Raw genomic sequence first — 23927 nt, 5'->3', positions numbered from 1 at the left:
ATGTTCGGGCTTATTCGACTTCCCATCCTGCTGATGATCGCATTTATTGTGGGCGTGTTCTTTGAACGCTCGAACCAGCGCGAGGCCTGTGAGGCACGCGGCGATTGGCAGGACGGATTATGTGTGACGGTGGACAAGCCAAATGAGTGATCTGATCTGTGTCGGCAGCATTGCGGGCTCGTACGGGGTGCGCGGCGAAGTGCGCCTGAAAAGCTTTTGCGCGGTCCCTGAGGATATCGAGACCTATTCCCCTCTGACGGACGAAAACGGCGGCGAGCGTTACCCCTTGGTTTTGACCCGCCCCATCAAGAACGGGTTCGCCGCCCGATTGGGCGGGATTGAAACCAAAGAACAAGCGGACGCGATCAATGGCCTGCGTCTGTATGCCCGTCGCGATCAGCTGCCCTCGTTGCCCGACGACGAATTTTATCACACCGATCTGATCGGGCTTGAGGTTTATGATACAGGCGGCACTCTGCTGGGCCGGGTGAAATCGGTGCAGAACCACGGCGCAGCCGACTTGCTGGAACTGCATGGTCCGGATCTGAAATCTACGGTCTTGCTGCCCTTTACGCGCGAGGCTGTTCCGACGGTTGATCTGGACAAGGGCCGCATTGTCGCTGATCCGCCCGAAGGGCTGATCTGATGCGGAGGGTTTTGTTGCATCTAGGGCTGCACAAAACCGGCACCACCGCGGCCCAGTCTTTCCTGTATGACAACCGCGAATTGATCTGGCCGCATTTCTCGCTGATCTTGCCCTATCGCACCCGAAACTCGGGCCTGTCCCGCGCGGCCACCACACATTCCATATATGGCACCGTGGGTACGTTGTCCGAATTCGGAACCCGAATGCGCGCCTTTCTCGAAACACTGGACTTCGGCACCAGACGCGGATTGATCGTCAGCGAAGAAAACTTTGCCGGATTGCGCCCTAGCCGCAACATCGAACAGGGCTACGCAGCCGCACCGGAACTTGCCGCTTGTATGGTGGACGCGGTCCGGCACCGCTTTGACCAGCAAGAGGCCGAGATCACAATCTATCTGTCCTTACGCCAGCGCGGCGGCTGGCTGCGCAGCCTCTGGGCGCATGATCTGGAACGCATTCGTCAGGTCCATGACTTCGAAGCCTTCCGGGCGAGCATGAATCATCTGCCATCTTTGCAAGACACGGCAGACCAAATCCGCGATCGGTTGCCTTCAGTCACTGTGAAGACAGGTTGGCTTGAGGAATTGCAACTGCAACGCTTTGGTCCCGGCACCCCGTTCGCCGAATTTCTGAACCTGTCGCGCGACAAGACCAAACGTCTGGTGCCGCCTTCCCGGGTGAACAATCGCCTACCCGAGGACGTTCTGGGGGAATTGCTGGATTTGAATCGCTCGCGTCTGGACGAAGCCGCCTTGATTGCGCAAAAGACGGCGATAATTGAACGCGCAAAAGGCGCTCTGACCGGCACGACATGACAGACAAACCCAGTAAATCCCACGGTCGCAAGGCGATCCGCCCAACCCTGAAACCGCGCGAGCTGTTGACTCCTACGCCTGATCTGCACGGGGTGTGGAAGGCCAAGATCATCACTCTGTTTCCTTCAGCCTTTCCTGGGGTGCTGGGCGAAAGCCTGACCGGAAAGGCATTACAGGAAGGTTTGTGGCAGCTGGAAACCGTTGATCTGCGCCCGTTCGGCATCGGCAAACATCGCAACGTCGACGACACACCTGCGGGTGGTGGTGCAGGCATGGTGCTGCGTGCCGACGTTCTTGGAGAGGCGATCGAACACACGATTGCGGGTGTTCAGGGCAATTGGCCGCTGATCTATCTCAGCCCGCGTGGACGCCGGATGGATCAACGTATGATGCAAAACCTCGCGCGCTGCGACGGCATGACTCTGCTGTGTGGACGCTTCGAGGGTGTCGATGAGCGGGTGCTGGAACATTATGGCGTCCAAGAGGTCAGCTTGGGCGACTTCGTTATGACCGGTGGTGAGATCGCAGCGCAAGCACTTATCGACGCCACGGTGCGATTGATCCCCGGCGTATTGGGCAATCAAGCCTCGGCCGAGGAAGAAAGCTTTTCGTCTGGTTTGCTGGAGCATCCGCAATACACGCGCCCCGCTGAATGGAAGGGCCGCCCGATCCCCGACATTCTGATGTCCGGCCACCACGGGCGCATTGCCGATTGGCGGCACGAAATGTCAGAACAGATCACCCGCGAACGGCGACCCGATCTGTGGGAGATCTACCGAAAGGAGCGGGACTAGCCCCCCGCCTTCCAGCGCGCCCAGCTTTCGGGGTGGCCGTTGAACGTGTTGATATCCACCTTGCCCTGCACGCCAGGCACCAGCCCGGTGCCGGTATATTGCCAGAACCGCCAGGACGATCTCGGATAAACCTGATGGGGGTGTCCGGCAACGGATCGCAGCCAGAATTCGGTCCCGCGCAGACGTCCTATTTCTGTATCCCCATGAAAATCCACCGTTGTATAGACGATCGGACGGCGTCCATAGTGACGTTCCAAGATATCTAGAAACCGCTTAGCCTCGGCCCGGACGGTGGCACCATCGGGGCGCAACCTGCAGGTTCTGGAATGCGGCGTCCACTCCATATCCAGCACATGCGGCAGGTCGGCCCCCTTTGGCACATTCTTGATGAACCACCGGGCCTGCTCATGCGCTGGGCGGCAGAAATAATAATAGTGATACGCCCCCCACGGCACGCCCGCAGCTTGCGCGCCACGGCGATGGTCTTCGAACAAGGGGTCGGCGACATCTCCACCTTCGGTCGCTTTGATGAACACAAAACTGACGCCTGATGCCTTGGCCTGATGCCAATCGATCGGCCCCTGCCAGCGTGAGACATCCAGCCCATGCACCGGATAGTGGCCAGGATGCCGCCCATCCCAGTCATGCGGGTCGGCGTCGCGAAAGGCCGGGTAGATGACTGAAGGGGAAGTTGTACTCAGAAAAGCTTTGGCCTCGACCTTTTGAGGCGGAGGTGTGCTGCGACCGCAGGACAGAGTCGCAAAGGCCATGACGGCCAGCATCAATGCAATGCGCATGATCGGTTCCTGTTTTTAAATTACTGCTCTTATAATTGCCCCCAGAATGCCTGATCGGCCTGATAAGGCAACGGTGCAGTTTGCTTACGGCGAAAACCCACCACCCTTGCGTTGAAAATATGGTGTTTTTATCTTGATCCCTGATCGCAAACCCCGTAAAGCAGCGCAATCCGGTGCCGCGTAACGCGACTCCGGTGTTTTGGGTTGCATCATGGCGCATCGCTCAGCTTTCTTCAGCCACGGCGTGTCAGGGCAGGCCAGACCAAAGGAACATTCGATCTGACCTCTGGCGGGCTGTACGCAGGACCCGGTGAAGACCAAGAGCTCTCAGGCCGTGCTTAACTTCGTGGACCAACCACGAGCAGATAGGAGTAACTGCGATGGACTTGATCGCACAGCTTGAGGCGGAACAGATTGCCGCCCTGGGGAAAGACATCCCCGATTTCAAAGCCGGTGACACCATCCGTGTCGGCTTTAAAGTGACCGAAGGGTCGCGCACCCGTGTGCAGAACTACGAAGGCGTCTGCATCGCGCGCAAAGGTGGCGACGGCATCGCCGGATCGTTCACCGTCCGCAAAATCTCGTTTGGCGAAGGCGTGGAGCGTGTGTTCCCACTGCATTCGACCAACATCGACAGCATCACCGTTGTCCGCCGTGGCCGCGTCCGTCGCGCCAAACTGTACTATCTGCGCACCCGTCGCGGTAAATCCGCACGTATCGCAGAAGTCACAAACTACAAGCCCAAAGCTGGCGCCGAGGCGTAAGGAGCGGAAAGATGAAAAAAGACATCCATCCCGATTACCACTTCATCAACGTCAAAATGACCGATGGCACCGTGGTTCAGATGAAATCCACCTGGGGCAGCGAAGGCGACCAGCTGGCATTGGAAATCGACCCCTCCTCGCACCCCGCGTGGACCGGTGGCTCGTCGCGCCTGATGGACGCCGGCGGCCGCGTGTCGAAGTTCAAGAAGAAATACGAAGGTCTGGGCTTCTAACCTCAACCCATTTCAAATGCGAAAGGCCGTCCCGAGGGGCGGCCTTTTTCTTTTTGGGACAGGCATGTGAGACGATACAAAGGGCCTGCCAGAAAGGAAGCCCCTGAAGGCACCCTCGCCGATCTCACGCGTCACACGCAGTGATCGCCGCACAATGCCGAAAAGGTGCTACACTTGGCACCAAGAACCGCCCTGATACGACGGAGACCCTGAAATGCCCAAGTACAATGATATGTTCGAACTTTCGGTGCAGGATATGGATCTGATCGAAACAGCCTTGCGCGGCTTGGCTGCCTCCCGTTCGCTGGCAACACCAGATGAAACGGATGATGGGAAAGTGGTTCGCGAAAATACCCTGCGCCGCGTCCATGATCTTCTTGGCAAGCTGCACGATCAGAAGGTTTTCTATCGACCCAAAGATGGGGTGTACCTTGGAGGTTAAACCCATTTGATCCAGACCGGTCGACGTCCTTTTCCGCTAATGCATTTACCTGGGTGCCCGCGTCAGTTCTGCCGCACTGTGCAACGGCGGCACCGGCCCGCGCAGCAGCACCAAGGCCAGTACCATGCCAACAAGCGCGGCAACCGCGGCGACCACCATGGCGCTGTCAAAGGCATTGTCCTGCAGTTCGCGCAAAGCTCTGGCCAAGACAGAGCTGGTCGATGGATCCATCCCCGCGATCAATTGCTGGATCTGGCTGGGCGTGCCGTGGGTCAGCGCATGTGCCAGATCCTCGCGCTGGGTTGACCCAGCGGGCAGCGCAGCGATCACCTCGGACAGACCGCGACGAATTGTGATGGACTCGGCCAGTCCACCGACCACCGCTCCAAGGGTGGCTCCGAAATAGAGGCAGGCGTTAATCACGCCTGACCCCTGGCCGACATGTTCTTCGGGTAGAAGACGCAGGCCGAGGCGCGGCAGCAAGGAAAAACAGATGCCCATACCGACGCCAACAATCAAAAGCTTCCACCAAATCTCGGCATATTGCGTGGAATTGTTGGTTGTCATCAGCAACAGGAACCCGCAGGCCATCGCCCCCAGGCCAATTGTAACGGGCCACCGGAAACTGTAAGGCGCCAGAAAGCGGGGCGCGGTCACCGAGATGACGAACATGCTGAGGCTGAGCGGCATGATCGCTAACCCTGCCCCAATTGAGCTGTATCCGAAGGCGTCCGGCGACTGCATGAAGGTGTTGAAATAAACAAAGAAGCAGAACAGCGTGAAACCGGTAACAAACATACCCGCCGCTGCCATAAAGTAACGCGGATGGCGAAAGTATCGCAGCTCGACCAGCGGATCTGCACTGCGGCGTGAGACAATCACCAGAACGACGGTCGCCATCGCCGCGATGGCCAGCGGCACTAACGTAAGCGGCGCGGCCCATCCACCGCTTTCCCCATTGCTGAGTGCAAAGGACAGTGGCCCAAGGAACAACAGGATGGCAACTGCACCCGGATAGTCAAATTTCGCCCCGGCAAGGCGGGTGTCGGGTATGTATTTCCGTCTGCTGACGAGCAGTCCGATGGCGAAAGCCACCGCCAGCAGCACCAGGTCGGCCGCAAAAACCGCTCGCCAACTGACATAGTGGCCAAAGGCCCCGCCGACGATAGGCCCGACACCGATGGCCAGACCAACGATCGCGCCCCAGGCCCCGGTGACACTGGCGCGTTGTTCTTCGGGCGTAGCGGCGGTCAACAAAGACAACGAAGTGCCGAACAGCGCTGCTGCCCCTGCCCCCTGCGCACCACGACCAATCAGCAGCATCACCCCATCCTGAGCAAACAGCGCCAAGGCCGACCCGATCGCAAATACGATCATACCAAAGAAAAATACGCCCATCTTGCCGGTAATGTCGCCCAGACGGCTGACGATGGTGACAAGCGTCGCGCTGGCTACGGAATAAGTTGCCATCACCCATTGCAGCCCGGACGGGGTCAGGTCGAACTCGGCCTTCAGGTTGGGCAGGATGGTGGTCACGGCGGTGGTATTAAACCCCACGACCATCATACAGATCGCCGTCATCGCCAGCACCACGCGGGCACGAGCCTGCGGGGTGACTTCTTCCGAGGTCTTGTCAGTCATCAACGCCCCTTAAATTGTAGGTCTTTAATCCAATTTATCAGCAGTTTAGCAGTTTTTTTCGCTTCGCATAGGGTGCGCGTCAGATCCAGTAGGACAGCGCAACCGGTAGAACAACAATCGTGGTCAGTGTCGAAACCAAAATGAATCCGGCCACATCCGGGCCGTATTCCGGCATGTGCTGATCAATGAACAGGTAGGTCGCAACCGAAGATGGCATCAGACAACACAGGATAAACGCGCCGCGTTCAGCCCCGGTAAAGCCAAACACCCAGACCAGCGCGCTTGAAATCGCAACCGCCATAACCAGATGCAGCAGGGTCAGCACCACCGCCAGACCCAGACGTTTGATCCGCAAAGTCGCCAGTGTATGGCCCAGCGTCAGCAACATCAGCGGAATCGACAACCCGCCGAGAATGTCGAAGGACTTGGCGATAGGTTGCGGCAGGCTGTACCCGGTCGCCATTAAAATCAGCGAAAGGGTCACAGCGTAGATGATCGGCGAGGTGGCAATTTTACGGGGCGAGAATTCTCCGGCCGGAATCCACATGCCGATGGTGAAGATACTGATCAGCACGACGACAACGAAACCCATCGCATAGGCCATGCCTGCGTCACCCAACGCCAGCAGCGTGATCGGCAAGCCGATATTGCCCACATTGCTGTGCATCAATGGAGTCAGAAACGCGCGCACCGGCAGGCGCATCGCTTTCAGGGCAACGAACCCCAGCACTCCGAACCCGGCAATGGCCAGCGCTGCGGCGGTCATCACATCCAGAAAGGTATCGATTGCAATCGTCGTGGTAGACAGGTGCGAGATAATCAGCGTCGGATACCCCACCCGCGACACGATTCCCCCGATCACCTTATTGTCGAACGGCGCTTTGATCAGGGCCAGACAATATCCGATTCCGGCGCAGATCAGGACGGGTAGGACCACGTTCAGAACGTTCAGAAACAGATGATCCACCGGTCGCCCCTATCGCAATTCTTTGCGTCTGACACTGAAACAGGGTACCACTTTTGACAAGCACACAGCTTAACCCTATTCCACGTCATAGTTTTCCAATTTAGAGCCTGAAATCACCGATTGAGGTTCTTCCCATCTCGGTTTCCACAACATATAGTGGTTCGCAACAACGTGTGCGAAGCACGGCGGGACATGGGAATACAGGCATGGCACATATCATCGTAGTCGGAAACGAGAAGGGCGGCGCAGGCAAATCGACCGTGTCGATGCATGTGGCCACCGCACTGGCACGGCTGGGCCACAAAGTCAGCACGCTGGACCTGGATCTGAGACAGCGCAGTCTGGGACGGTATTTCGAAAACCGCGGCAAATTCATGAACGGGTCCGAGGTCCCCTTGCCCAGCCCGCGCCACCATGACCTGCCCGAGATCGACGCCTCCAAGCTGAAACCCGGTGAGAATATCTATGACCACCGCCTGTCCGCCGCCGTTTCTGAACTGGAAAGCGACAGCGATTTTATCCTGATCGACTGCCCCGGCTCGCATACCCGCCTCAGTCAGGTTGCGCATTCGCTGGCCGACACGCTGATCACACCGCTGAACGACAGCTTCATCGACTTTGACCTGTTGGCACGGATCGATTCAAAGGGCGAGAAAATCCTTGGACCCTCGGTCTATTCCGAAATGGTCTGGAACGCGCGGCAATTGCGGGCGCAGGCCGGGCTCAAGCCTATCGACTGGGTGGTCGTGCGCAACCGCGTCGGTACACAGCGTATGGTCAACAAGGAAAAGATGCAGCGCGCGATCGAAATGCTGTCCCAGCGCATCGGCTTCCGCGTCGCATCAGGCTTTTCCGAGCGGGTTATCTTTCGCGAGTTGTTCCCGCGTGGCCTGACACTGTTGGACCTCAAGGATATCGGGGTCAAACAGCTGAACATCTCGAACATCGCAGCCCGGCAGGAACTGCGCGACATGATGAAGGAATTGAACCTACCTGGGGTCGAGATCGACTTTTAGAAGTTGTTCTGACAAGGCTGCATAACCAAGCAGCCATACTCCACCCTTGCTCTTGCGCTGCCCCTGACGCAAACTTGTTTGCGGAGGAGGCATGTCATGACATCCAAGACCGCTGGTTCCACGCCACCTGACAAACTGACGCCGCAGCAGCAGGCTATGCCCAAAGTCAACAAAGTAACCGCCGGTGATATCACTGCGTCGCTGAAGGCCGGGTTTTCCGACTTTTTAGCTCGCCCCTTAATGAGCGGTTTCTTCGGCCTCTTCTATGCGGTTTTCGGTATCGTGTTTGTTTGGGGTCTGGTCTGGCTCGGCAAGATTTGGATGATCATTCCCGCCATTGTAGGCTTTCCACTGGTCGCGCCGTTTGCCGCGGCCGGGCTTTATGAAATGTCCCGTCGGTTGCAAAAAGGGGAAAGCTTCGGCTGGTCCGAAATCCTCACCGTCATGGCCAATCAACGCAAGCGTGAACTGGGCTGGATGGCCTTCGTCACCCTGTTCATATTCTGGGTGTGGGTATATCAGGTTCGGCTTTGGCTGGCGATAATCCTGCAGAATGCATCCTTTTCGGATTTTGACGGGTTCTTGAACACAGTCTTCTTCACGCCGCAGGGCTGGACTTTTCTGGCTGTTGGCACCTGCGTAGGCGGCTTTCTGTCTGCTGTGCTGTTCTCGGTGACCGTCATCGCCATGCCCATGCTGCTGGACCGGGAAACCAATTTCGTTTCTGCCATGATAACGTCCATTCGCGTCGTCACGGAAAACCCGGTGGTCATGCTTAGTTGGGCGGCGATCATCTCGGTCACCATGCTGTTATCGATGGTTCCGGCGTTTCTGGGCTTAATCTTCACTCTGCCGATCCTTGGCCACACCACCTGGCACCTGTATCAGCGGGCCGTTTCACCGGCAGAGAGCTAATCAATCCAGCCAGTTAAATGCCCCGGCTAGGCCTCGGCGGCATTGTAGACCGTAAACAACTCTTTCGGCTCGGACACACCCCGCAACATGTAACGCCCAACCGAGATCAGGTCCTGACCGCAAGGCTGAGCCGCGCGGGCCACATCATCCGAGATCAGAATTCTCTGCCCCAGCGACCGGTGCATCCCAGCGATCCGTGCGGTCTGGTTTACTGCTGGCCCGATAACAGTGAAATCCAACCGGGTCTCGGACCCGATATTGCCATACAGAATCTCGCCCGCATGCAGGGCCAGAGTAAAGTTGGCCACTGGCAAACCGTTTGCCTTACGGCGGGCGTTTAGGGCCTCCATCCGCTGCTGCAACATCGGTACAGCCTTCAGCGCGGCGCGCGCGTCTTCGTCGATCTCGCCGACGTCGAACATCGCCATCAGCCCATCGCCCATGAATTTCAGAATATTGCCGTCATTGTCGTGAACGACACCAACGGCTACGGCCAGATAGTCATTCAGCATGTCGATGATTTCAGCACCCGGAAGCTCTTCGGAGAGGCTGGTGAATCCTTCCAGGTCAAAATTCCACATCACCGCATCGATCTGCTGCAGTGATCCCCGCCGGATTTCACCAGACAGCACCCGCCGTCCCGCATCGCGACCCAGATAGACCCGCATCAAATCCTTGGAAACACGCGCACTTGCAGCAGATTTCAGCGCCAACCCCAGGTGGGGCAAGGCTGTGTGGATCAGGTCCAGGTCTTTGTCCTCGAATCCCTGCGGTGCATTCGAAGTCCAGGACATAAGCACACCACCAACAGCCTTTTTGGCGTCTTTCGTTGCATTGTGGGTGGGAATGTCAAAGCTGACGCCAGTGGCGTAATAGTCAGTCGCCCCGATCTGGCGCAAGTCGTTTAACAGCGGAAACCGGCTTGCTTCATTCTGGTCTATCAGGCGTTCACGGATCTCCCCCAAGTCGTCGTTAAGGATCGCGAAAAGAGGGCTTTGCTGCCACTGCTCGTTAGGTTGTTCGGAATATTTAAAGGTCGCCGATTCTCCGCCCTGCCCCTCGTGCCAGCTGAATCCGGTGCCACCATAAACCGGGTGCAAGGCAGACTGCGCAGCGTGAAAGCGCATCAAGGGCACGCCCAGTTCCAACAGCTTATTGCAATAGCCGTCCAGCAATTCTTCTTTCGTGGCGCCTTCCAGCCCACGAGCAACCAGCCATTCGATAAGGTCAGTTGATTTTGCCGCTTCGGCAGTCAAAGTTGTCATTTTGTTGTTTTTCCAATGTCCGCTCTGACTGTCATCTGGGGGTCGCTGGGCGCTATTACCAGTGTTCAATCTATATGCGCCAGCCGCCGCAACATTTTGCGCAACAGTACAACTTCATCCACGTCGAATTGGCTTGTCAGCTTTGCATCATATTGCGCGGCAATACCACACAGCTCGCGATAGACGGATAGCCCGGTCTGGGTCAATATCAGGTTTTCCACCCTGCGGTCTGTTTCGCTGCGATTGCGCACCAGATATCGGCGAGTTTCCAACCTGTGCACCGCGCGACTGATTTTGGTTTTGTGCAACCTGGCCCGTTCACCGATCACTTTCGCGGTCATCTCGCCATAGTTGCCCAGATGGAACAAAACCCGCCATTCGGTACGCAGCATGCCATAGCGATCTTTGTAAATCTGCTGAAACTCCAGTGAGCTTTCCTCGGCTGACCGGTTCAGCAGATAGGGCAGGAATTCCTGCAAATCAAAGTCATCAATTTTCTTGGAATCAGTCTGAGACATGCTTGTTAGTTACAAAATCAACTATTATTCCACAAGCAGCAACCGGAGGAACACAGCATGAACCGTCCCACCGATCTACATGAAATGACACAAGCCAGCAGCCCTGTCGGCACCCATGCAGGCTATATGCCCGGCTTTGGCAATGATTTTGAGACTGAGGCTTTACCCGGTGCCTTGCCGCAGGGGATGAACAGTCCTCAGCGCTGTAATTATGGCCTTTATGGAGAACAACTCAGCGGCACGGCTTTTACCGCCAACCCGCCCGAGCGGACGTGGTGTTACCGCATCCGGCCCTCGGTCAAGCATTCGCATCGCTACGAGAAGATCGACCTGCCCTATTGGAAATCCGCGCCATGCGTTGATCCGGATGTGATCAGCCTGGGCCAGTATCGCTGGGATGCAGTGCCTCATTCCGATCAGGGGCTGACGTGGTTGACGGGCATGCGCACGATGACCACGGCGGGCGATGTGAACACGCAGGTGGGCATGGCCAGCCATATCTATCTGGTTACCGAGTCGATGGAGGATGCTTACTTCTTCTCAGCCGACTCCGAGCTGCTGGTGGTGCCGCAGGAAGGCCGCCTGCGCTTTGCCACCGAGCTGGGGATCATCGATCTGGAACCCAAAGAGATTGCCATCATCCCGCGCGGACTGGTCTATCGCGTCGAGGTACTGGAAGGCCCCGCACGTGGCTTTGTCTGCGAGAACTACGGTCAGAAATTCGAGATGCCCGGTCGTGGCCCGATCGGCGCCAATTGCATGGCCAATCCGCGAGACTTCAAAGCGCCGGTGGCGGCGTTTGAAGACCGCGAGGTGCCCTCGACCGTGACCGTCAAATGGTGCGGGCAATTCCACACCACCAAGATCGGCCAAAGCCCGCTGGATGTGGTTGCCTGGCACGGCAACTATGCGCCCTACAAATACGATCTGCGCACCTATTGCCCGGTCGGCGCGATCCTGTTTGATCACCCCGACCCGTCGATCTTTACTGTGCTGACTGCGCCCTCGGGGCAGCCGGGCACGGCCAATATCGACTTTGTCCTGTTCCGCGAACGCTGGATGGTGGCCGAGGATACGTTCCGCCCGCCATGGTATCACAAGAACATCATGTCCGAGCTGATGGGCAACATCTACGGTCAGTATGACGCCAAACCGCAGGGCTTTGTTCCCGGTGGGATGAGCCTTCACAACATGATGCTGCCGCACGGGCCGGATCGCGAGGCGTTCGAAAAGGCCTCGAATGCCAACCTTGGCCCCGACAAGCTGGACAACACCATGTCCTTCATGTTCGAGACCCGCTTCCCACAACATCTGACGCCTTTTGCCGCCAACGAGGCCCCCTTGCAGGACGATTACATTGACTGCTGGACCTCTCTTGAGAAAAAGTTCGACGGAACCCCTGGCAAAAAGTGAGGCTGAGATGAGCTTTGATATCTGGATCACCTATGTCGTCACCGTCTTGCTGCTGATGAGCACACCCGGCCCCAGCCAATTGCTGATGCTGTCCAATTCCGCAACCAATGGCCTGAAACGCGGCGTGTTCACGGCAGCCGGAGACCTGACGGCCAATCTGCTGCAAATGCTGGCTGCTGGGCTTGGTCTGGCCGCGATCATTGCGGCCTCGGGCACAGCGCTGGCGGTGATCAAATGGCTGGGCGTGGCCTATCTGGTGTTCCTTGGGGTGAAGATGATCATAAAGGCGGACCGCAAGACCACGCAGACCGCGCCGCGCGCCAGCAGCAAGGCGCTGTGGATGCAGGGTTTCATCACCTCGGCCGCCAACCCCAAGGCTGTGGTGTTCTTCGCGGCCCTGTTCCCGCTGTTCCTCGACGGCGCGCTGCCATTCTGGCCGCAATTCGCAATCCTCTCTGCCACCTATCTGACCATCGATGGGCTGTTTCTGACTGCCTATGGCGGCAGCGCCAGCTGGCTGGCTGCGCGACTCAAGGGGGCAGCGCGGCTGTGGCTGGACCGGGCTGGGGGCGGGTTCATGATAGTGGCCGCGCTTTTGCTGGGGCTAAAATCCTTGCGCGACGCGCAATAGATCAGACAAACAAGGATCACAGATGCCTTTGATGAAATCCTGGGTGGCCTCGGCCAATGACGCGGCCCACCCTTTTCCACTGAACAACCTGCCCTATGGCGTGTTTTCGACCGGGGGCGACGAGCCCCGCTGTGGTGTCGCCATCGGAGACTTGATCCTGGATGTCACCACGGCCGAAGCCGAGGGTTTGATCGACCTGTCCGATGAGCCGCTGTTTGACCTGCCCTTCTGGAACCCGCTGATGGAGCAGGGCCCCGCCGTCTGGGCTGCCCTGCGCGATCGGCTGACAGATTTGCTGACCGAAGGGTCGGAAGAGCAAGACAAGGTCGAACCCCTGCTTATCGCGCAGGCAGAGGCTGAAATGCACATGCCGTTTGCCGTCAGCGAATACACCGATTTCTATGCGGGACGGCATCACGCCCAGAATGTCGGAACCATGTTCCGCGGCCCGGAAAACGCGCTGCCGCCGAACTGGCTACACATCCCGATCGGTTATAACGGCCGGGCGTCGTCAGTTGTTGTCTCGGGTACGGACATTCGCCGCCCGTGGGGTCAGCTGAAAGGGCCAAATGACGACACGCCCCGCTTTGCCCCCTCGGCACGGTTCGATATCGAACTTGAGATGGGCGCCATCGTCGGCACCCCGTCGGAGGGTCCGATCTCGGTGCAGGAGGCTGACGACAACATCTTTGGCTACGTCCTGCTGAACGACTGGTCCGCGCGTGATATCCAGGCCTGGGAATACCAGCCTCTCGGCCCGTTTCAGGCCAAGGCCACGGCCACTTCGATTAGCCCGTGGATCGTCACCAAAGCGGCGTTGGAGCCGTTCCGCTGCGACACTCCGGAACGTGAGGTCGAACTGCTGGATCACCTGAAAGATTGCGGCCCGATGCTGTATGATATCGATCTGGAAATCTCCATGGCGCCCAATGGCAAGGCCGCCACAACCATCACGCGAACTAATTACAAGGAAATGTACTATTCAGCCGCGCAACAACTGGCGCATCACACCACATCCGGCTGCCCGATGAACACCGGCGATCTGCTTGGGTCTGGCACCATTTCGGGCCCAACCAAGCCCGAACGCGGCTCACTGCTGGAGCTAAGCTGGGGAGGAAAGGAGCCCCTGACACTGGACAGCGGTGAAACCCGCAGTTTCATCGAAGATGGCGACACGCTAGAGTTGAAAGGCGCTGCCAAAGGTGACGGTTACACGATTGGCTTCGGCAATTGCACCGGAACCGTTCTCGCCGCGCTCGACACCCCATATGCACGATGAAACGTGCCCAAACGTGATTGGATCAAACGTGACCCTGAAAACTCTTGTTGCTTCTCTGATACTTGCCATCGGGTTCAGCCATTCGGCCTTGGCCGCCGATAATCAAGCCTTAGCCGAGGAATATGTGAAGTTGCCGGATGTGCAATTGATGATGGACAACATGTTCTCACCCGAAGGTATGGCAGCACAGGTTGCGGCCACTCTTCCGCCGGGCGTTACTGTGACGGAGGATCAGTTGCAGCGTATCGGTGTTGTGATGTCTGGCGCGATGCAAAGCCTGCGTCCGAAACTGGAACAGCAGATGATCGACAGCAGCGCTGACTTGTTCTCGGCCGAAGAACTGTCTGCATTGATCGATTTCTACGGATCAGAGCATGGCAGCGCCATCATGGGCAAAATGCAGCCGTTCATGCAGCAAACCATGGGAGCCCTGTCCGCTGACATGCAGCGCGTGACGTTACAAGTCACACCTGAGTTGGCAAAGATCCTGCAGGAAACAAACTGATGGCAAAGGCATTCGCCTCGCAATCGGATCTTTCTGAGAAGGCGATCTCGTTCACCGAAATTGGCGAGGGCCTATATGCCTTTACAGCGCAGGGCGATCCAAATTCCGGCGTAATCATCGGCGACGACAGCGTGATGATTATCGAAGCACAAGCCACACCGCGGCTGGCACGCAAGGTGATCGACTGCGTGCGTTCGGTCACGGATAAGCCGATTACACATTTGGCGCTGACGCACTATCACGCGGTCCGTGTACTGGGCGCCAGTGCCTATGAGGCGCAGCAGATCATCATGTCGGACAAGGCCCGCGCTATGGTTGCCGAACGCGGGCAAGAGGATTGGGATAGCGAGTTTCAGCGCTTTCCCCGCCTGTTTGAAGGGTACGAAAGCATTCCCGGCCTGACGTGGCCCACGACTTCATTCCGTGACAGGATGACTGTTTATCTGGGCAATCGCAGGGTCGACCTCATGCACCTGGGTCGCGCCCACACCGCCGGGGACATCGTGATTCATGTGCCAGACCAGAACGTAATGTTCACTGGCGACATCGTCGAATATCATTCCGCCTGCTACTGCGGTGACGGGCATTTCGGCGACTGGGGCGGTACGCTGGACGCAATCAAGGCGTTTGATCTGAATGCCATCGCCCCGGGGCGCGGAAATGCGCTGATCGGGGCAGACATGGTGAACGCAGCGATTGAAAGCACCCGCGACTTCGTCAACAGCACCTACCGACCGGCGGCACGGGTCGCTGCGTGTGGCGGCACCTTAAAACAGGCTTGGGATGCTGTGCGCGCTGAATGCGACCCCAAATTCGCCGACTATGCGATCTATGAACACTGTTTGCCCTTCAACGTCGCGCGCGCCTATGACGAGGCACGCGGCATTGACACCCCACGCATCTGGACCGCTCAGCGCGACCTTGAGATGTGGTCGGATCTGCAAAGTTAAGGACATTCCGTCGCATTTGATCCAGATCGTTTTGCGTCGGAAAAATCAATGAAAGCATTGGGCAAGGTCTCGGGCGTGGCCGCGTCAGAAGACAAGAGATTTGCGTCTTGCGCGCATATGTATCGGGGGAGAACCCATGAACAAGATTTTCGAAGTCCCACTTTACGCCTACGAACGCAGCCCGGATCAGGACGCTGCCATCGCCATCCGGCACAAGGTCATTGTGGTCGGTGCCGGGCCGGTCGGGCTGGTCACTGCGATAGATCTGGCCCAGCAAGGTGTCCCGGTCGTGGTGTTGGATGACAATGACAAGGTCAGCTTCGGCAGCCGGGCCATCTGCTTTTCGCAACGTACACTGGATATTGCTGACCGTCTGGGTGCGGGTAGCCCCATGGTGGACAAGGGTGTGCAGTGGAATGTCGGCAAGGTCTATTTCGACAATCGCCAGGTCTATGAGTTCAATCTGCAACCCGACACGGGTTTTGCAAACCCGGCCTTCATCAATCTTCAGCAATACTATTTCGAAAATGCTTTGGTCGACCGTGTGCGGCAATTGCAGGCTTCGGGCGCGCCCATCGAAATCCGTGGGCGCAACAAGGTCGAGGCCATCGGCACCCATGACACCCACGTGGTGCTTGAGGTCGAAACCCCCGAGGGGCCCTATAACGTCGAAGCCGAGTGGCTGATTGCCTGCGACGGTGCCAGCTCTCCGACCCGTCGCATGCTGGGGCTGGATTTCGATGGCCGCGTCTTCGAAGACAACTTCCTGATCGCCGACGTGGTGATGGAAGCCGATCTCCCAACCGAGCGCTGGTTCTGGTTCGATCCGCCGTTCAATCGCGGGCAGTCGGCTCTGTTGCACAAGCAGCCCGACAATGTCTGGCGCATTGACCTGCAATTGGGTTGGGACATCGACAAAGAGCGCGAAAAACGCCCCGAGAATGTCATCCCCCGCCTCAAAGCGATGCTGGGCGAAGATGTGGAATTCGATCTGGAATGGGTATCGGTGTATACGTTCCAATGCCGCCGGATGGAGCGGTTCCGCCATGGGCGCGTTCTGTTTGCCGGGGACAGCGCCCATCAGGTCAGCCCTTTTGGGGCACTTGGGGCAAACACAGGAATTCAGGACGCTGATAACCTGTGCTGGAAATTGAAACTGGTTCTGGACGGCAAAGCGCCCGAGCTTTTGCTGGACAGCTATAGCCGCGAGCGAGTGCAGGCAGCGGATGAGAATATCACGAAATCCAGCCGCTCTACCGACTTCATCACGCCGAAGTCCCAGATGTCGCGACTGTTGCGGGACGCGGTTCTGGACCTCAGCGAACATTTCGAATTTGCCCGCCCTCTGGTCAATTCCGGACGGTTGAGCACGCCCTGCGCCTATCAGGGGTCTTCGCTCAGCTCAGCCGATGCACTGGATGGCCCGGATATCACGCGACCGGGCTCGGCCTGCCCGGATGCACCGCTGGGCGATGAATTCTTGTTGCCAAAATTGGCAGGCAAGTTCACCTTGTTGACCATTGACGCCGACGCCCCCGAGCAGATCGAAGAAGACGGGGTTGAAGCCACCCGGCTTGCGTTGTCGGTCAAGGATGACCTGACGCTGGAACTCAAGCGTCGGTATCTGGGCGATGCCGCCGGCGCGGTCTACCTGATCCGCCCCGACCAGCATGTTGCCGCGCGGCGTAACAGCTACGAAGAAAACGCATTCCGGCAGGCGATCCGCCGGGCCACCGGCAAGGAGTAAGAAAATGACTGATCTGATCCTCACCCCCAATCTCGACAATGCCGATGATTTCTATGCCGGACTGCTGGCCGCCCATGACGGGTTGGACAAATCCGCAAGTGACGCGCTGAACGCGCGTCTGGTTCTGGTTTTGGCAAACCATATCGGGGACTCCGACGTGCTGAACCAGGCAGTCGAAGCCGCGGCCCTTAGAGAGACCTGAAACAATGGGCGAAGTGGTTCTTTTTGATTTCTGGCGCTCATCGGCCAGCTACCGGGTGCGCATGGCGCTGAATTTGGCGGGAATTGCCTATCGCTCTGTCTTTGTTGATCTAAAGGCCGGGGACCAGAAGTCACAAGACCATCTTGCGCGTAACCCGCAGGGGCTGGTTCCGGTGCTGGATATTGACGGGCTGCGGTTGACGCAATCTCTGGCAATCATCGATTATCTGGATCAAAGCCGGGGGTTGGGCTTATTGCCTGCCGAGCCTGCATTGCGCGCCAAGGCAACGGCGCTGGCACACTCCATCGCGGTGGACATCCACCCGGTCTGCAACCTGTCGGTGGCGCAATATGCCACAACGCTGAGCAACGGTGCCGAAGGGATGCCGGGCGATTGGATGCGCCACTTCATCCGACCCGGTCTGCTGGCGTTTGAAACGCTGCTGGCGGGATTTGACCAGACACCCTATTGCACGGGCAGCAGCCCAGGGCTGGCCGATCTATGCTTGATGCCGCAGCTCTATAATGCGCGGCGCTGGCAGGTTGATTTGTCAGACCTGCCCCGCATCCTTGCAGTCGAGGCCGCCTGTGCCGACCATCCCGCCTTTGCCGCGGCACATCCGGATGCGAATGCCCCTACTTAACCCAGCGCACAGGGTATGTGTGCCGATGAGGATAGGAATGACTGCAAGTTCGGCCTAGGTTTTCTGTGAAACAGATGGATGAGGTCACCATGCCCGAGATCACCGGCTATCACGCACATGTCTATTTTGACACGGACACAGTGGATGTCGCACGACGGGTTTGCGAAGAAGCGGCACGGCTGTTTTCTATTGATATGGGTCGCGTGCATGAACGCAATGTCGGCCCTCACCCACGCTGGAGCTGCCAGCTGGCCTTTGCACCGGACGCGTTCGATCAGGTCATTCCGTGGCTGATGCTGAACCGGCAGGGCCTGACCATCTTCACCCACCCCGAAACCGGACAGCACCTTGAGGATCATCGGGACCGGGCCATCTGGATGGGTGAGATGCTTGAGCTGAACCTTTCGATCTTTGACAAGATGGGCGCTTAGGTCAGCTTACGCGCCTGATCCCTCAGCACAAACTTCTGAACCTTCCCAGTTGAGGTTTTGGGCAAGGTTCCGAACACCACTGTCTTAGGCGCTTTGAAATGGGCCATGTTATCCCGGCAGAATGCGATCAACTCCGCCTCGGTCGTGGTGGCGTCAGGCTTTAGCTCGACAAAGGCGCAGGGGGTTTCGCCCCATTTTTCGTCCGGTCGCGCCACAACTGCGGCCTCCATCACTGCTGGGTGTTTGTACAGGATGCCCTCGACCTCGACCGACGAGATATTCTCGCCCCCTGAAATGATGATGTCCTTGGACCGATCCTTAAGCGCGATATAGCCGTCGGGATACATCACCCCCAGATCGCCCGAAGCAAACCAACCGCCGTTAAAGGCTTTGTCCGTTGCCTCGGGATTTTTCAGATAGCCCTTCATCACCACGTTGCCCTGCATGAAAATCTCACCCATGGTTTCGCCATCGGCAGGTACAGGTTCTAGCGTTTCAGGGTCGGCCACCATCAGGCCCGACAGGGCCGAATAGCGCACCCCTTGCCGCACCTTCAGCGCCGCGCGTTCCTGTGCATCCTTGGTGTTCCATTCGTCTTTCCAGGCGCAGACCACCGACGGGCCATAGGTCTCGGTCAGACCATACACATGGGTCACCTCGATCCCCATGGCCTCCATCGCCTCGATCACAGCGGCGGGTGGCGGGGCGCCCGCTGTCATCACCTTGATCTGATGATCAAAGTCTTTCAACTCATCCGGTGCATGGGCCAGCATATTCAGCACAATTGGCGCGCCGCAGAAATGTGTGACCTTCTCATCTCTGAAGGCTGCATAGATCGGTTCGGCACGCACCGCGCGCAGACAGACCGAAACGCCCGCATTGGCCGCCATCGCCCATGGGAAGCACCAGCCATTGCAATGAAACATCGGCAAAGTCCACAAATAGACTGCATGCTTCGGCATATCCCAATCCAACAAGTCCGACTGTGCGTTCAGCGCCGCGCCCCGATGGTGATAAACCACGCCTTTCGGATTGCCCGTTGTCCCGGACGTGTAATTCAGCGTGATCGCGTCCCATTCGTCTTTGGGCAAGGACCACTCAAATTCCGGATCGCTGTCTGCCAGCAAGGCGTCATAGGTCAGGTTGCCCAACTTTTCTCCGCCCTCAAAACTGGCGTCTTCGATATCAATGACCAGCAGGTCGTGGTCGACCTGTTTCAGCGCCTCTTTCACCACACCCGAAAATTCGGGATCGACCAGCAGCACCTTGGATTCCGCATGATTAAGGATGAAGGCAAGGATCGCCGCATCCAATCGCGTGTTGATCGCGTTCAATACGGCACCGGCCATGGGCACGCCAAAATGTGCCTCGTACATTTCAGGGATATTGGCGGCGATGATCGACACAGTGTCGCCCTGCCCTATTCCACGTGAGACCAATGCGCCCGCCAGACGGCGGCATCGGGAATAGGTCTCGGCCCAGCTATACCGGCGATCACCATACACAACCGAGGGGTAATCAGGGTAAACCTGCGCTGTGCGCTCGAGAAAGCTCAACGGGGACAACGGCACATAGTTGGCCCGGCATTTGTCCAGATGACGCTCGTAAATTTGTGTGGCTCCCATCCGCTGATCCTCCCAATCGCGATTTGCGCGAATTGAGCACAAAGTTGAGCCTCTGACAAACCCGTAAAAATACGTCTCAGGAATGGACTGGCAATACGGGATGGTGCAATCTGGCCCTATCTCCGACAGGCCATTCAAGGTGATCTGAGCCATCGAAAACATCTGCCGGTTCGGGATAGCCCCTGCAATCCGTGCAACGAGCTTTATTGAAAGGACATGTCATGGACGGCACGTTCAACGAAAACGATCTTTCCCGCGTAGTCGAAGCTGACCGCGCCCACATCTGGCATCACCTGATCCAGCATAAACCCTTTGAAACCAATGACCCACGCATCATTGTCGAAGGCAAGGGCATGCGCGTTTGGGATCAAAAGGGCAAAGAGCATCTGGACGCCGTGTCCGGTGGCGTTTGGACCGTCAACGTTGGCTATGGCCGCGAATCAATCTGTAAGGCGGTCTACGAACAGCTGATGAAGCTGTGCTATTTCGCCAATACCGCAGGTTCGATCCCCGGCTCGATCTTTGCCGAAATGCTGATCGACAAAATGCCGGGCATGAGCCGGGTGTATTACACCAACTCGGGCTCTGAGGCGAACGAGAAGGCCTTCAAGATGGTCCGTCAGATCGCGCATAAGCGCTATGGCGGCAAAAAGACCAAAATCCTGTACCGCGACCGTGACTATCACGGCTCGACCCTGGCGACCATGTCGGCAGGCGGTCAGGACGAGCGCAACGCCCAGTACGGCCCCTTCGCGCCCGATTTCGTGCGTGTGCCCCACTGCATGGAGTACCGCAAGCACGAGCTGGACGGCGCGCCCGAAGAAAACTTTGGCGTCTGGGCCGCAGATCAGATCGAAGAGGTCATCCTGCGTGAAGGTCCCGACACCGTTGGCGCACTGTGCCTTGAGCCGGTAACCGCAGGCGGCGGCGTGATCGAAGCGCCCGAAGGCTATTGGCAGCGCGTGCAGGAAATCTGCAAGAAGTACGACGTGCTGCTGCATATCGACGAAGTGGTCTGCGGCGTCGGTCGTACGGGCACTTGGTTCGGCTATCAGCAATACGGCATCAAGCCGGACTTCGTGACCATGGCCAAAGGCGTTGCCTCGGGCTATGCGGCGATTGCCTGCATGGTCACCACCGAGGAAGTCTTTGACATGTTCAAGGACGATGCCGCTGATCCGATGAGCTATTTCCGCGACATCTCGACCTTTGGTGGCTGCACCGCCGGCCCGGCAGCTGCGGTTGAAAACATGCGCATCATTCAAGACGAGAACCTGCTGCAAAACTGCACCGATATGGGTGACCGCATGATGGGCAACCTGCAGGCGCTGATGGAAAAGCACAAGGTCATCGGCGACGTGCGCGGCAAGGGCCTGTTCCTGGGCGCCGAGCTGGTCGCGGACCGTTCAACCAAAGAGCCGATGGACGAGAAAAAGGTTCAGGCCGTTGTGGCTGATTGTATGGCGCAAGGCGTCATCATCGGTGCCACCAACCGCTCGATCCCAAGCCGTAACAACACGCTGTGCTTCTCGCCCGCACTGATCGCAACGGCAGATGACATCGACCAGATCACCGACGCCGTCGACGGCGCGCTGGGACGTGTGTTCGGCTAAGTCGCTGCACAAAGCTTATGAAAACCGGCGCTTTCGGCGCCGGTTTTTTTGTTTCTAAACCATGGTTTGCCAATTTCCAGAACTCGGGTAGCCTGATGGCACCCTTTGCAGGAGATCGCCCCATGACACTCAACCTTTTCCGCAGCATTGCCGCCGCCCTTGTGCTGGCCATCGCAACCCCTGCCAGCGCCGAAGACGGCAGCGGCTTCCCTCAGATCGTCGGTACATGGCATGGCACCTATCTAGTGGCCTTCGCCAAATCGAACCCGAACCACAAGAAGGGCCTGCTGCAGACTGAGATGGAGTTGGAAGTCACCAAATTGGACGGCAACCTGATCACCGCGACAAACCGCTGGCGCCGTATTGGCGACAAAGAATGGATCGTCGAAGAGGCGATGGGCACCTTCAGCTTGGACGACCCCACCCGTTTTGTCTTGGCTGAGGCCGGGATATCAGGAGATGATGTTTCGTCAGGAATATTCCACGGTGTCTATCTGGATGACGTGATCATGGTGACCTATGCCGGGCCGGGAACCGGTGTCGCCTTTGCGGCGCAGTTGGTGAAGAAGGAGGGCAAGTAATCTCATAGAGTGAATTAGTGTTTAGTAGATCAATCCCTAAATCCTTTGCTTTTCCAAACAACCAACGAAACAGTTGCGCCCACTGTCCGGAATGCGGGACGAAACGGACATTTGTCGATCAAGCGAATATTGTTAGGCTTATGTCCATGCGGCGATCCGGGCAACACGAACGCTTAGGCACCAATTTTTTGGAGGTCATCAAATGAAGAGGCTGTTTCCATCCCTTCCCGAGGACGCAACACTTGGCAGCGTTTTTCAAATGTTTCCGGACAAACTTTCACTCTGGTGCCATTATGAGAGCCTTGTGATGCGAGGAGAGAGTGAGCTTTCCGCCTCTGAACGCGAGTTAATAGCTGCCTACGTTTCCGGGTTGAATGCCTGCTCCTATTGCCACGATGCGCATACTGTATTTGCCCGCGCCTATGGCATTGACCCAAAACTGGTTGAAGCTCTGATGGAAGACCTTCATTCAGCGCCTGTCGATCAACGATTCAAGCCCATCCTTGCTTATGTAGAGAAGCTCACGCTATCGCCTTCCCGTATGATCGAGGCAGACGCACAGGCGGTCTATGAAGCTGGATGGTCGGAAAGCGCGTTGTTTGATGCGGTACAGGTGTGTGGTGTGTTCAACTTGGTGAACCGCCTCGTTGAGGGGACAGGTATAAGAAAAGTCGCTCGGGACCCTGAAACGATTGATGAGGAAACCGTCGCAAAGTTGACCAGCAAGTCATTCTATACTGACTTCGGCAGGGCCAATGGGCTCGATGTGTGAGTGAATGGGTTGGCTTAGGGCTCAAAGCGGATTGAGGCAGTTTCTGGATGCAAAAAAGACCGCCCCAATCGGGACGGCCTTTCATTCACTGTCTCTCGAAAGAGGATCAGGCAGTCAGAGCGGCCTGAGCTTTGGCGACGATCGCGCCGAACGCTTCCGGTTCGTGCACGGCCAGGTCGGCCAGAACTTTGCGGTCCACTTCGATACCGGCCAGGTTCAGGCCGTTGATGAAGCGGGAATATGTCAGTGCTTCGTCATGCGAACGAACAGCAGCGTTGATACGCTGGATCCACAGCGCGCGGAAGTTGCGCTTGCGGTTCTTACGGTCGCGGGTTGCGTACTGATTGGCCTTGTCGACGGCCTGACGGGCAACCTTGAAGGTGCTCTTGCGGCGGCCATAGTAACCTTTGGCTGCCTTGATAACCTTCTTGTGACGGGCGTGAGTTACGGTTCCACCTTTAACGCGGGACATCTCTTAATCTCCTCTTAGCGGTCGTAGGGCATGTAGCCCTTGACGATCTTGGCGTCGGGGGCGGACAGGGTGGTGTTGCCACGGGCATCGCGGATGAATTTCTTGGTCCGCTTGATCATGCCGTGCCGTTTGCCGGCCTGGCCAGCAAGGACCTTACCGGTCGCAGTCACCTTAAAGCGCTTCTTGGCGCTCGACTTTGTCTTCATCTTAGGCATTTCCGTCTCCTTTCGGGGTTCGGTACTTGACGCGA

The 23927-nt window shown here is 57.6% G+C and carries 29 protein-coding genes; 21 read left to right on the top strand and 8 right to left on the bottom strand.

Annotated elements, in window-relative coordinates; translation table 11 throughout:
- From ACR0JB_RS13830 to trmD, 4 genes are read left to right on the top strand one after another with little or no spacing between them, the layout of a single operon-like run.
- Complete coding sequence (locus ACR0JB_RS13830) at positions 1 to 150, top strand: hypothetical protein (RefSeq protein ID WP_165590802.1); 150 nt, start codon at positions 1 to 3, stop codon at positions 148 to 150.
- The gene (gene rimM / locus ACR0JB_RS13825; protein ID WP_170398594.1) at positions 143 to 646 is read left to right on the top strand and encodes a ribosome maturation factor RimM; all 504 of its coding nucleotides are present in this window, start codon (positions 143 to 145) and stop codon (positions 644 to 646) included. Before ACR0JB_RS13830 ends, rimM begins: the two co-directional genes overlap by 8 nt.
- Positions 646 to 1461 carry a hypothetical protein gene (locus ACR0JB_RS13820; RefSeq protein ID WP_480789998.1) on the top strand — a complete coding sequence of 272 codons (816 nt, stop codon included), beginning with the start codon at positions 646 to 648 and terminating at the stop codon, positions 1459 to 1461. The genes rimM and ACR0JB_RS13820 overlap by 1 nt, the downstream gene beginning before the upstream one ends.
- On the top strand, positions 1458 to 2255 hold the full coding sequence (gene trmD, locus ACR0JB_RS13815; protein WP_480789997.1) for a tRNA (guanosine(37)-N1)-methyltransferase TrmD: 798 nt from the start codon (positions 1458 to 1460) through the stop codon (positions 2253 to 2255). The genes ACR0JB_RS13820 and trmD overlap by 4 nt, the downstream gene beginning before the upstream one ends.
- Here trmD and ACR0JB_RS13810 read toward each other — a convergent pair.
- Positions 2252 to 3052 (bottom strand): glycoside hydrolase family 25 protein, encoded by an 801-nt coding sequence (locus ACR0JB_RS13810; protein WP_170398587.1) that lies wholly within the window; start codon positions 3050 to 3052, stop codon positions 2252 to 2254. The genes trmD and ACR0JB_RS13810 overlap by 4 nt on opposite strands.
- Positions 3053 to 3432: 380 nt before the next feature.
- Here ACR0JB_RS13810 and rplS point away from each other — a divergent pair, with 380 nt between their 5' ends.
- The 3 genes from rplS to ACR0JB_RS13795 all read left to right on the top strand — a co-directional run bounded on the left by rplS (position 3433) and on the right by ACR0JB_RS13795 (position 4491).
- On the top strand, positions 3433 to 3816 hold the full coding sequence (gene rplS, locus ACR0JB_RS13805; RefSeq protein WP_170350317.1) for a 50S ribosomal protein L19: 384 nt from the start codon (positions 3433 to 3435) through the stop codon (positions 3814 to 3816).
- Positions 3817 to 3827: 11 nt separating this feature from the next.
- The gene (gene rpmE, locus ACR0JB_RS13800; RefSeq protein ID WP_170350316.1) at positions 3828 to 4049 is read left to right on the top strand and encodes a 50S ribosomal protein L31; all 222 of its coding nucleotides are present in this window, start codon (positions 3828 to 3830) and stop codon (positions 4047 to 4049) included.
- 214 nt (positions 4050 to 4263) lie between these two features.
- The gene (locus tag ACR0JB_RS13795; RefSeq protein ID WP_170350315.1) at positions 4264 to 4491 is read left to right on the top strand and encodes a hypothetical protein; all 228 of its coding nucleotides are present in this window, start codon (positions 4264 to 4266) and stop codon (positions 4489 to 4491) included.
- A 45-nt stretch (positions 4492 to 4536) separates the two neighbouring features.
- On the opposite strand, the gene ACR0JB_RS13790 is transcribed toward ACR0JB_RS13795, so the two are convergent.
- Entirely contained in the window at positions 4537 to 6132 is a 1596-nt protein-coding gene (locus tag ACR0JB_RS13790) for an MFS transporter (protein WP_170398585.1), read from the bottom strand.
- A 79-nt stretch (positions 6133 to 6211) separates the two neighbouring features.
- Positions 6212 to 7099, bottom strand: a complete 888-nt coding sequence (locus ACR0JB_RS13785) for an AEC family transporter (protein WP_170377439.1) — start codon at positions 7097 to 7099, stop codon at positions 6212 to 6214.
- A gap of 206 nt (positions 7100 to 7305) precedes the next feature.
- On the opposite strand from ACR0JB_RS13785, the gene ACR0JB_RS13780 reads away from it, so the two are divergent.
- Both ACR0JB_RS13780 and ACR0JB_RS13775 read left to right on the top strand, forming a co-directional pair.
- On the top strand, positions 7306 to 8115 hold the full coding sequence (locus tag ACR0JB_RS13780) for a division plane positioning ATPase MipZ (RefSeq protein WP_170350312.1): 810 nt from the start codon (positions 7306 to 7308) through the stop codon (positions 8113 to 8115).
- 96 nt (positions 8116 to 8211) lie between these two features.
- Positions 8212 to 9030, top strand: coding sequence for a DUF2189 domain-containing protein (locus ACR0JB_RS13775; protein ID WP_170350311.1), 819 nt, complete (start codon positions 8212 to 8214; stop codon positions 9028 to 9030).
- A gap of 26 nt (positions 9031 to 9056) precedes the next feature.
- Here ACR0JB_RS13775 and ACR0JB_RS13770 read toward each other — a convergent pair whose 3' ends face one another.
- Positions 9057 to 10295 carry an adenylate/guanylate cyclase domain-containing protein gene (locus tag ACR0JB_RS13770; protein ID WP_170507356.1) on the bottom strand — a complete coding sequence of 413 codons (1239 nt, stop codon included), beginning with the start codon at positions 10293 to 10295 and terminating at the stop codon, positions 9057 to 9059.
- 65 nt (positions 10296 to 10360) lie between these two features.
- Positions 10361 to 10813, bottom strand: coding sequence for a MarR family winged helix-turn-helix transcriptional regulator (locus ACR0JB_RS13765; protein ID WP_170507354.1), 453 nt, complete (start codon positions 10811 to 10813; stop codon positions 10361 to 10363).
- A gap of 57 nt (positions 10814 to 10870) precedes the next feature.
- On the opposite strand from ACR0JB_RS13765, the gene hmgA reads away from it, so the two are divergent.
- The 9 genes from hmgA (at position 10871) to ACR0JB_RS13720 (ending at position 18614) form a co-directional block, all read left to right on the top strand.
- Positions 10871 to 12226, top strand: a complete 1356-nt coding sequence (gene hmgA / locus ACR0JB_RS13760; protein ID WP_170507352.1) for a homogentisate 1,2-dioxygenase — start codon at positions 10871 to 10873, stop codon at positions 12224 to 12226.
- 7 nt (positions 12227 to 12233) lie between these two features.
- Positions 12234 to 12857 (top strand): LysE family translocator, encoded by a 624-nt coding sequence (locus tag ACR0JB_RS13755; protein ID WP_170398579.1) that lies wholly within the window; start codon positions 12234 to 12236, stop codon positions 12855 to 12857.
- A gap of 22 nt (positions 12858 to 12879) precedes the next feature.
- The gene (gene fahA / locus ACR0JB_RS13750) at positions 12880 to 14136 is read left to right on the top strand and encodes a fumarylacetoacetase (RefSeq protein WP_170398576.1); all 1257 of its coding nucleotides are present in this window, start codon (positions 12880 to 12882) and stop codon (positions 14134 to 14136) included.
- Between the two features lie 28 nt (positions 14137 to 14164).
- Entirely contained in the window at positions 14165 to 14641 is a 477-nt protein-coding gene (locus ACR0JB_RS13745) for a DUF2059 domain-containing protein (protein ID WP_170359943.1), read from the top strand.
- A complete protein-coding gene (locus ACR0JB_RS13740) occupies positions 14641 to 15591 on the top strand; it encodes an MBL fold metallo-hydrolase (protein ID WP_170507348.1) in 951 nt (316 codons plus the stop codon). The genes ACR0JB_RS13745 and ACR0JB_RS13740 overlap by 1 nt, the downstream gene beginning before the upstream one ends.
- Positions 15592 to 15727: 136 nt before the next feature.
- Entirely contained in the window at positions 15728 to 17338 is a 1611-nt protein-coding gene (locus ACR0JB_RS13735) for an FAD-dependent oxidoreductase (RefSeq protein WP_170507346.1), read from the top strand.
- A gap of 4 nt (positions 17339 to 17342) precedes the next feature.
- Complete coding sequence (locus ACR0JB_RS13730) at positions 17343 to 17540, top strand: DUF2783 domain-containing protein (RefSeq protein ID WP_170350302.1); 198 nt, start codon at positions 17343 to 17345, stop codon at positions 17538 to 17540.
- A 4-nt stretch (positions 17541 to 17544) separates the two neighbouring features.
- Positions 17545 to 18183 (top strand): maleylacetoacetate isomerase, encoded by a 639-nt coding sequence (gene maiA, locus ACR0JB_RS13725; protein ID WP_170398567.1) that lies wholly within the window; start codon positions 17545 to 17547, stop codon positions 18181 to 18183.
- An 89-nt stretch (positions 18184 to 18272) separates the two neighbouring features.
- The gene (locus ACR0JB_RS13720; protein ID WP_170398564.1) at positions 18273 to 18614 is read left to right on the top strand and encodes a DOPA 4,5-dioxygenase family protein; all 342 of its coding nucleotides are present in this window, start codon (positions 18273 to 18275) and stop codon (positions 18612 to 18614) included.
- Here ACR0JB_RS13720 and ACR0JB_RS13715 read toward each other — a convergent pair.
- Positions 18611 to 20239 (bottom strand): acyl-CoA synthetase, encoded by a 1629-nt coding sequence (locus ACR0JB_RS13715; protein WP_170398561.1) that lies wholly within the window; start codon positions 20237 to 20239, stop codon positions 18611 to 18613. The genes ACR0JB_RS13720 and ACR0JB_RS13715 overlap by 4 nt on opposite strands.
- Before the next feature lie 221 nt (positions 20240 to 20460).
- Between ACR0JB_RS13715 and ACR0JB_RS13710 the strand changes: the two genes are divergently transcribed.
- From ACR0JB_RS13710 to ACR0JB_RS13700, 3 genes are all read left to right on the top strand, one after another.
- Positions 20461 to 21852, top strand: coding sequence for an aminotransferase family protein (locus ACR0JB_RS13710; RefSeq protein ID WP_170398558.1), 1392 nt, complete (start codon positions 20461 to 20463; stop codon positions 21850 to 21852).
- Between the two features lie 122 nt (positions 21853 to 21974).
- Positions 21975 to 22433, top strand: a complete 459-nt coding sequence (locus tag ACR0JB_RS13705) for a hypothetical protein (RefSeq protein WP_170398556.1) — start codon at positions 21975 to 21977, stop codon at positions 22431 to 22433.
- 202 nt (positions 22434 to 22635) lie between these two features.
- Positions 22636 to 23205 carry a carboxymuconolactone decarboxylase family protein gene (locus ACR0JB_RS13700; RefSeq protein WP_170398553.1) on the top strand — a complete coding sequence of 190 codons (570 nt, stop codon included), beginning with the start codon at positions 22636 to 22638 and terminating at the stop codon, positions 23203 to 23205.
- A gap of 106 nt (positions 23206 to 23311) precedes the next feature.
- Here the strand turns inward: ACR0JB_RS13700 and rplT are convergent, their stop codons facing one another.
- Both rplT and rpmI read right to left on the bottom strand, forming a co-directional pair.
- Positions 23312 to 23677: a 50S ribosomal protein L20 gene (gene rplT, locus ACR0JB_RS13695; protein WP_152457001.1), complete on the bottom strand. Its 366-nt coding sequence runs from the start codon at positions 23675 to 23677 to the stop codon at positions 23312 to 23314.
- Positions 23678 to 23691: 14 nt separating this feature from the next.
- A complete protein-coding gene (gene rpmI / locus ACR0JB_RS13690; RefSeq protein WP_010443552.1) occupies positions 23692 to 23892 on the bottom strand; it encodes a 50S ribosomal protein L35 in 201 nt (66 codons plus the stop codon).
- Positions 23893 to 23927 lie beyond the last annotated feature (35 nt).

The sequence above is a fragment of the Ruegeria sp. BI7 genome (genome assembly GCF_056537925.1).
The sequence above is the reverse complement of the archived record's forward strand: the minus strand, read 5'-3'. Positions and strand labels throughout refer to the sequence as shown.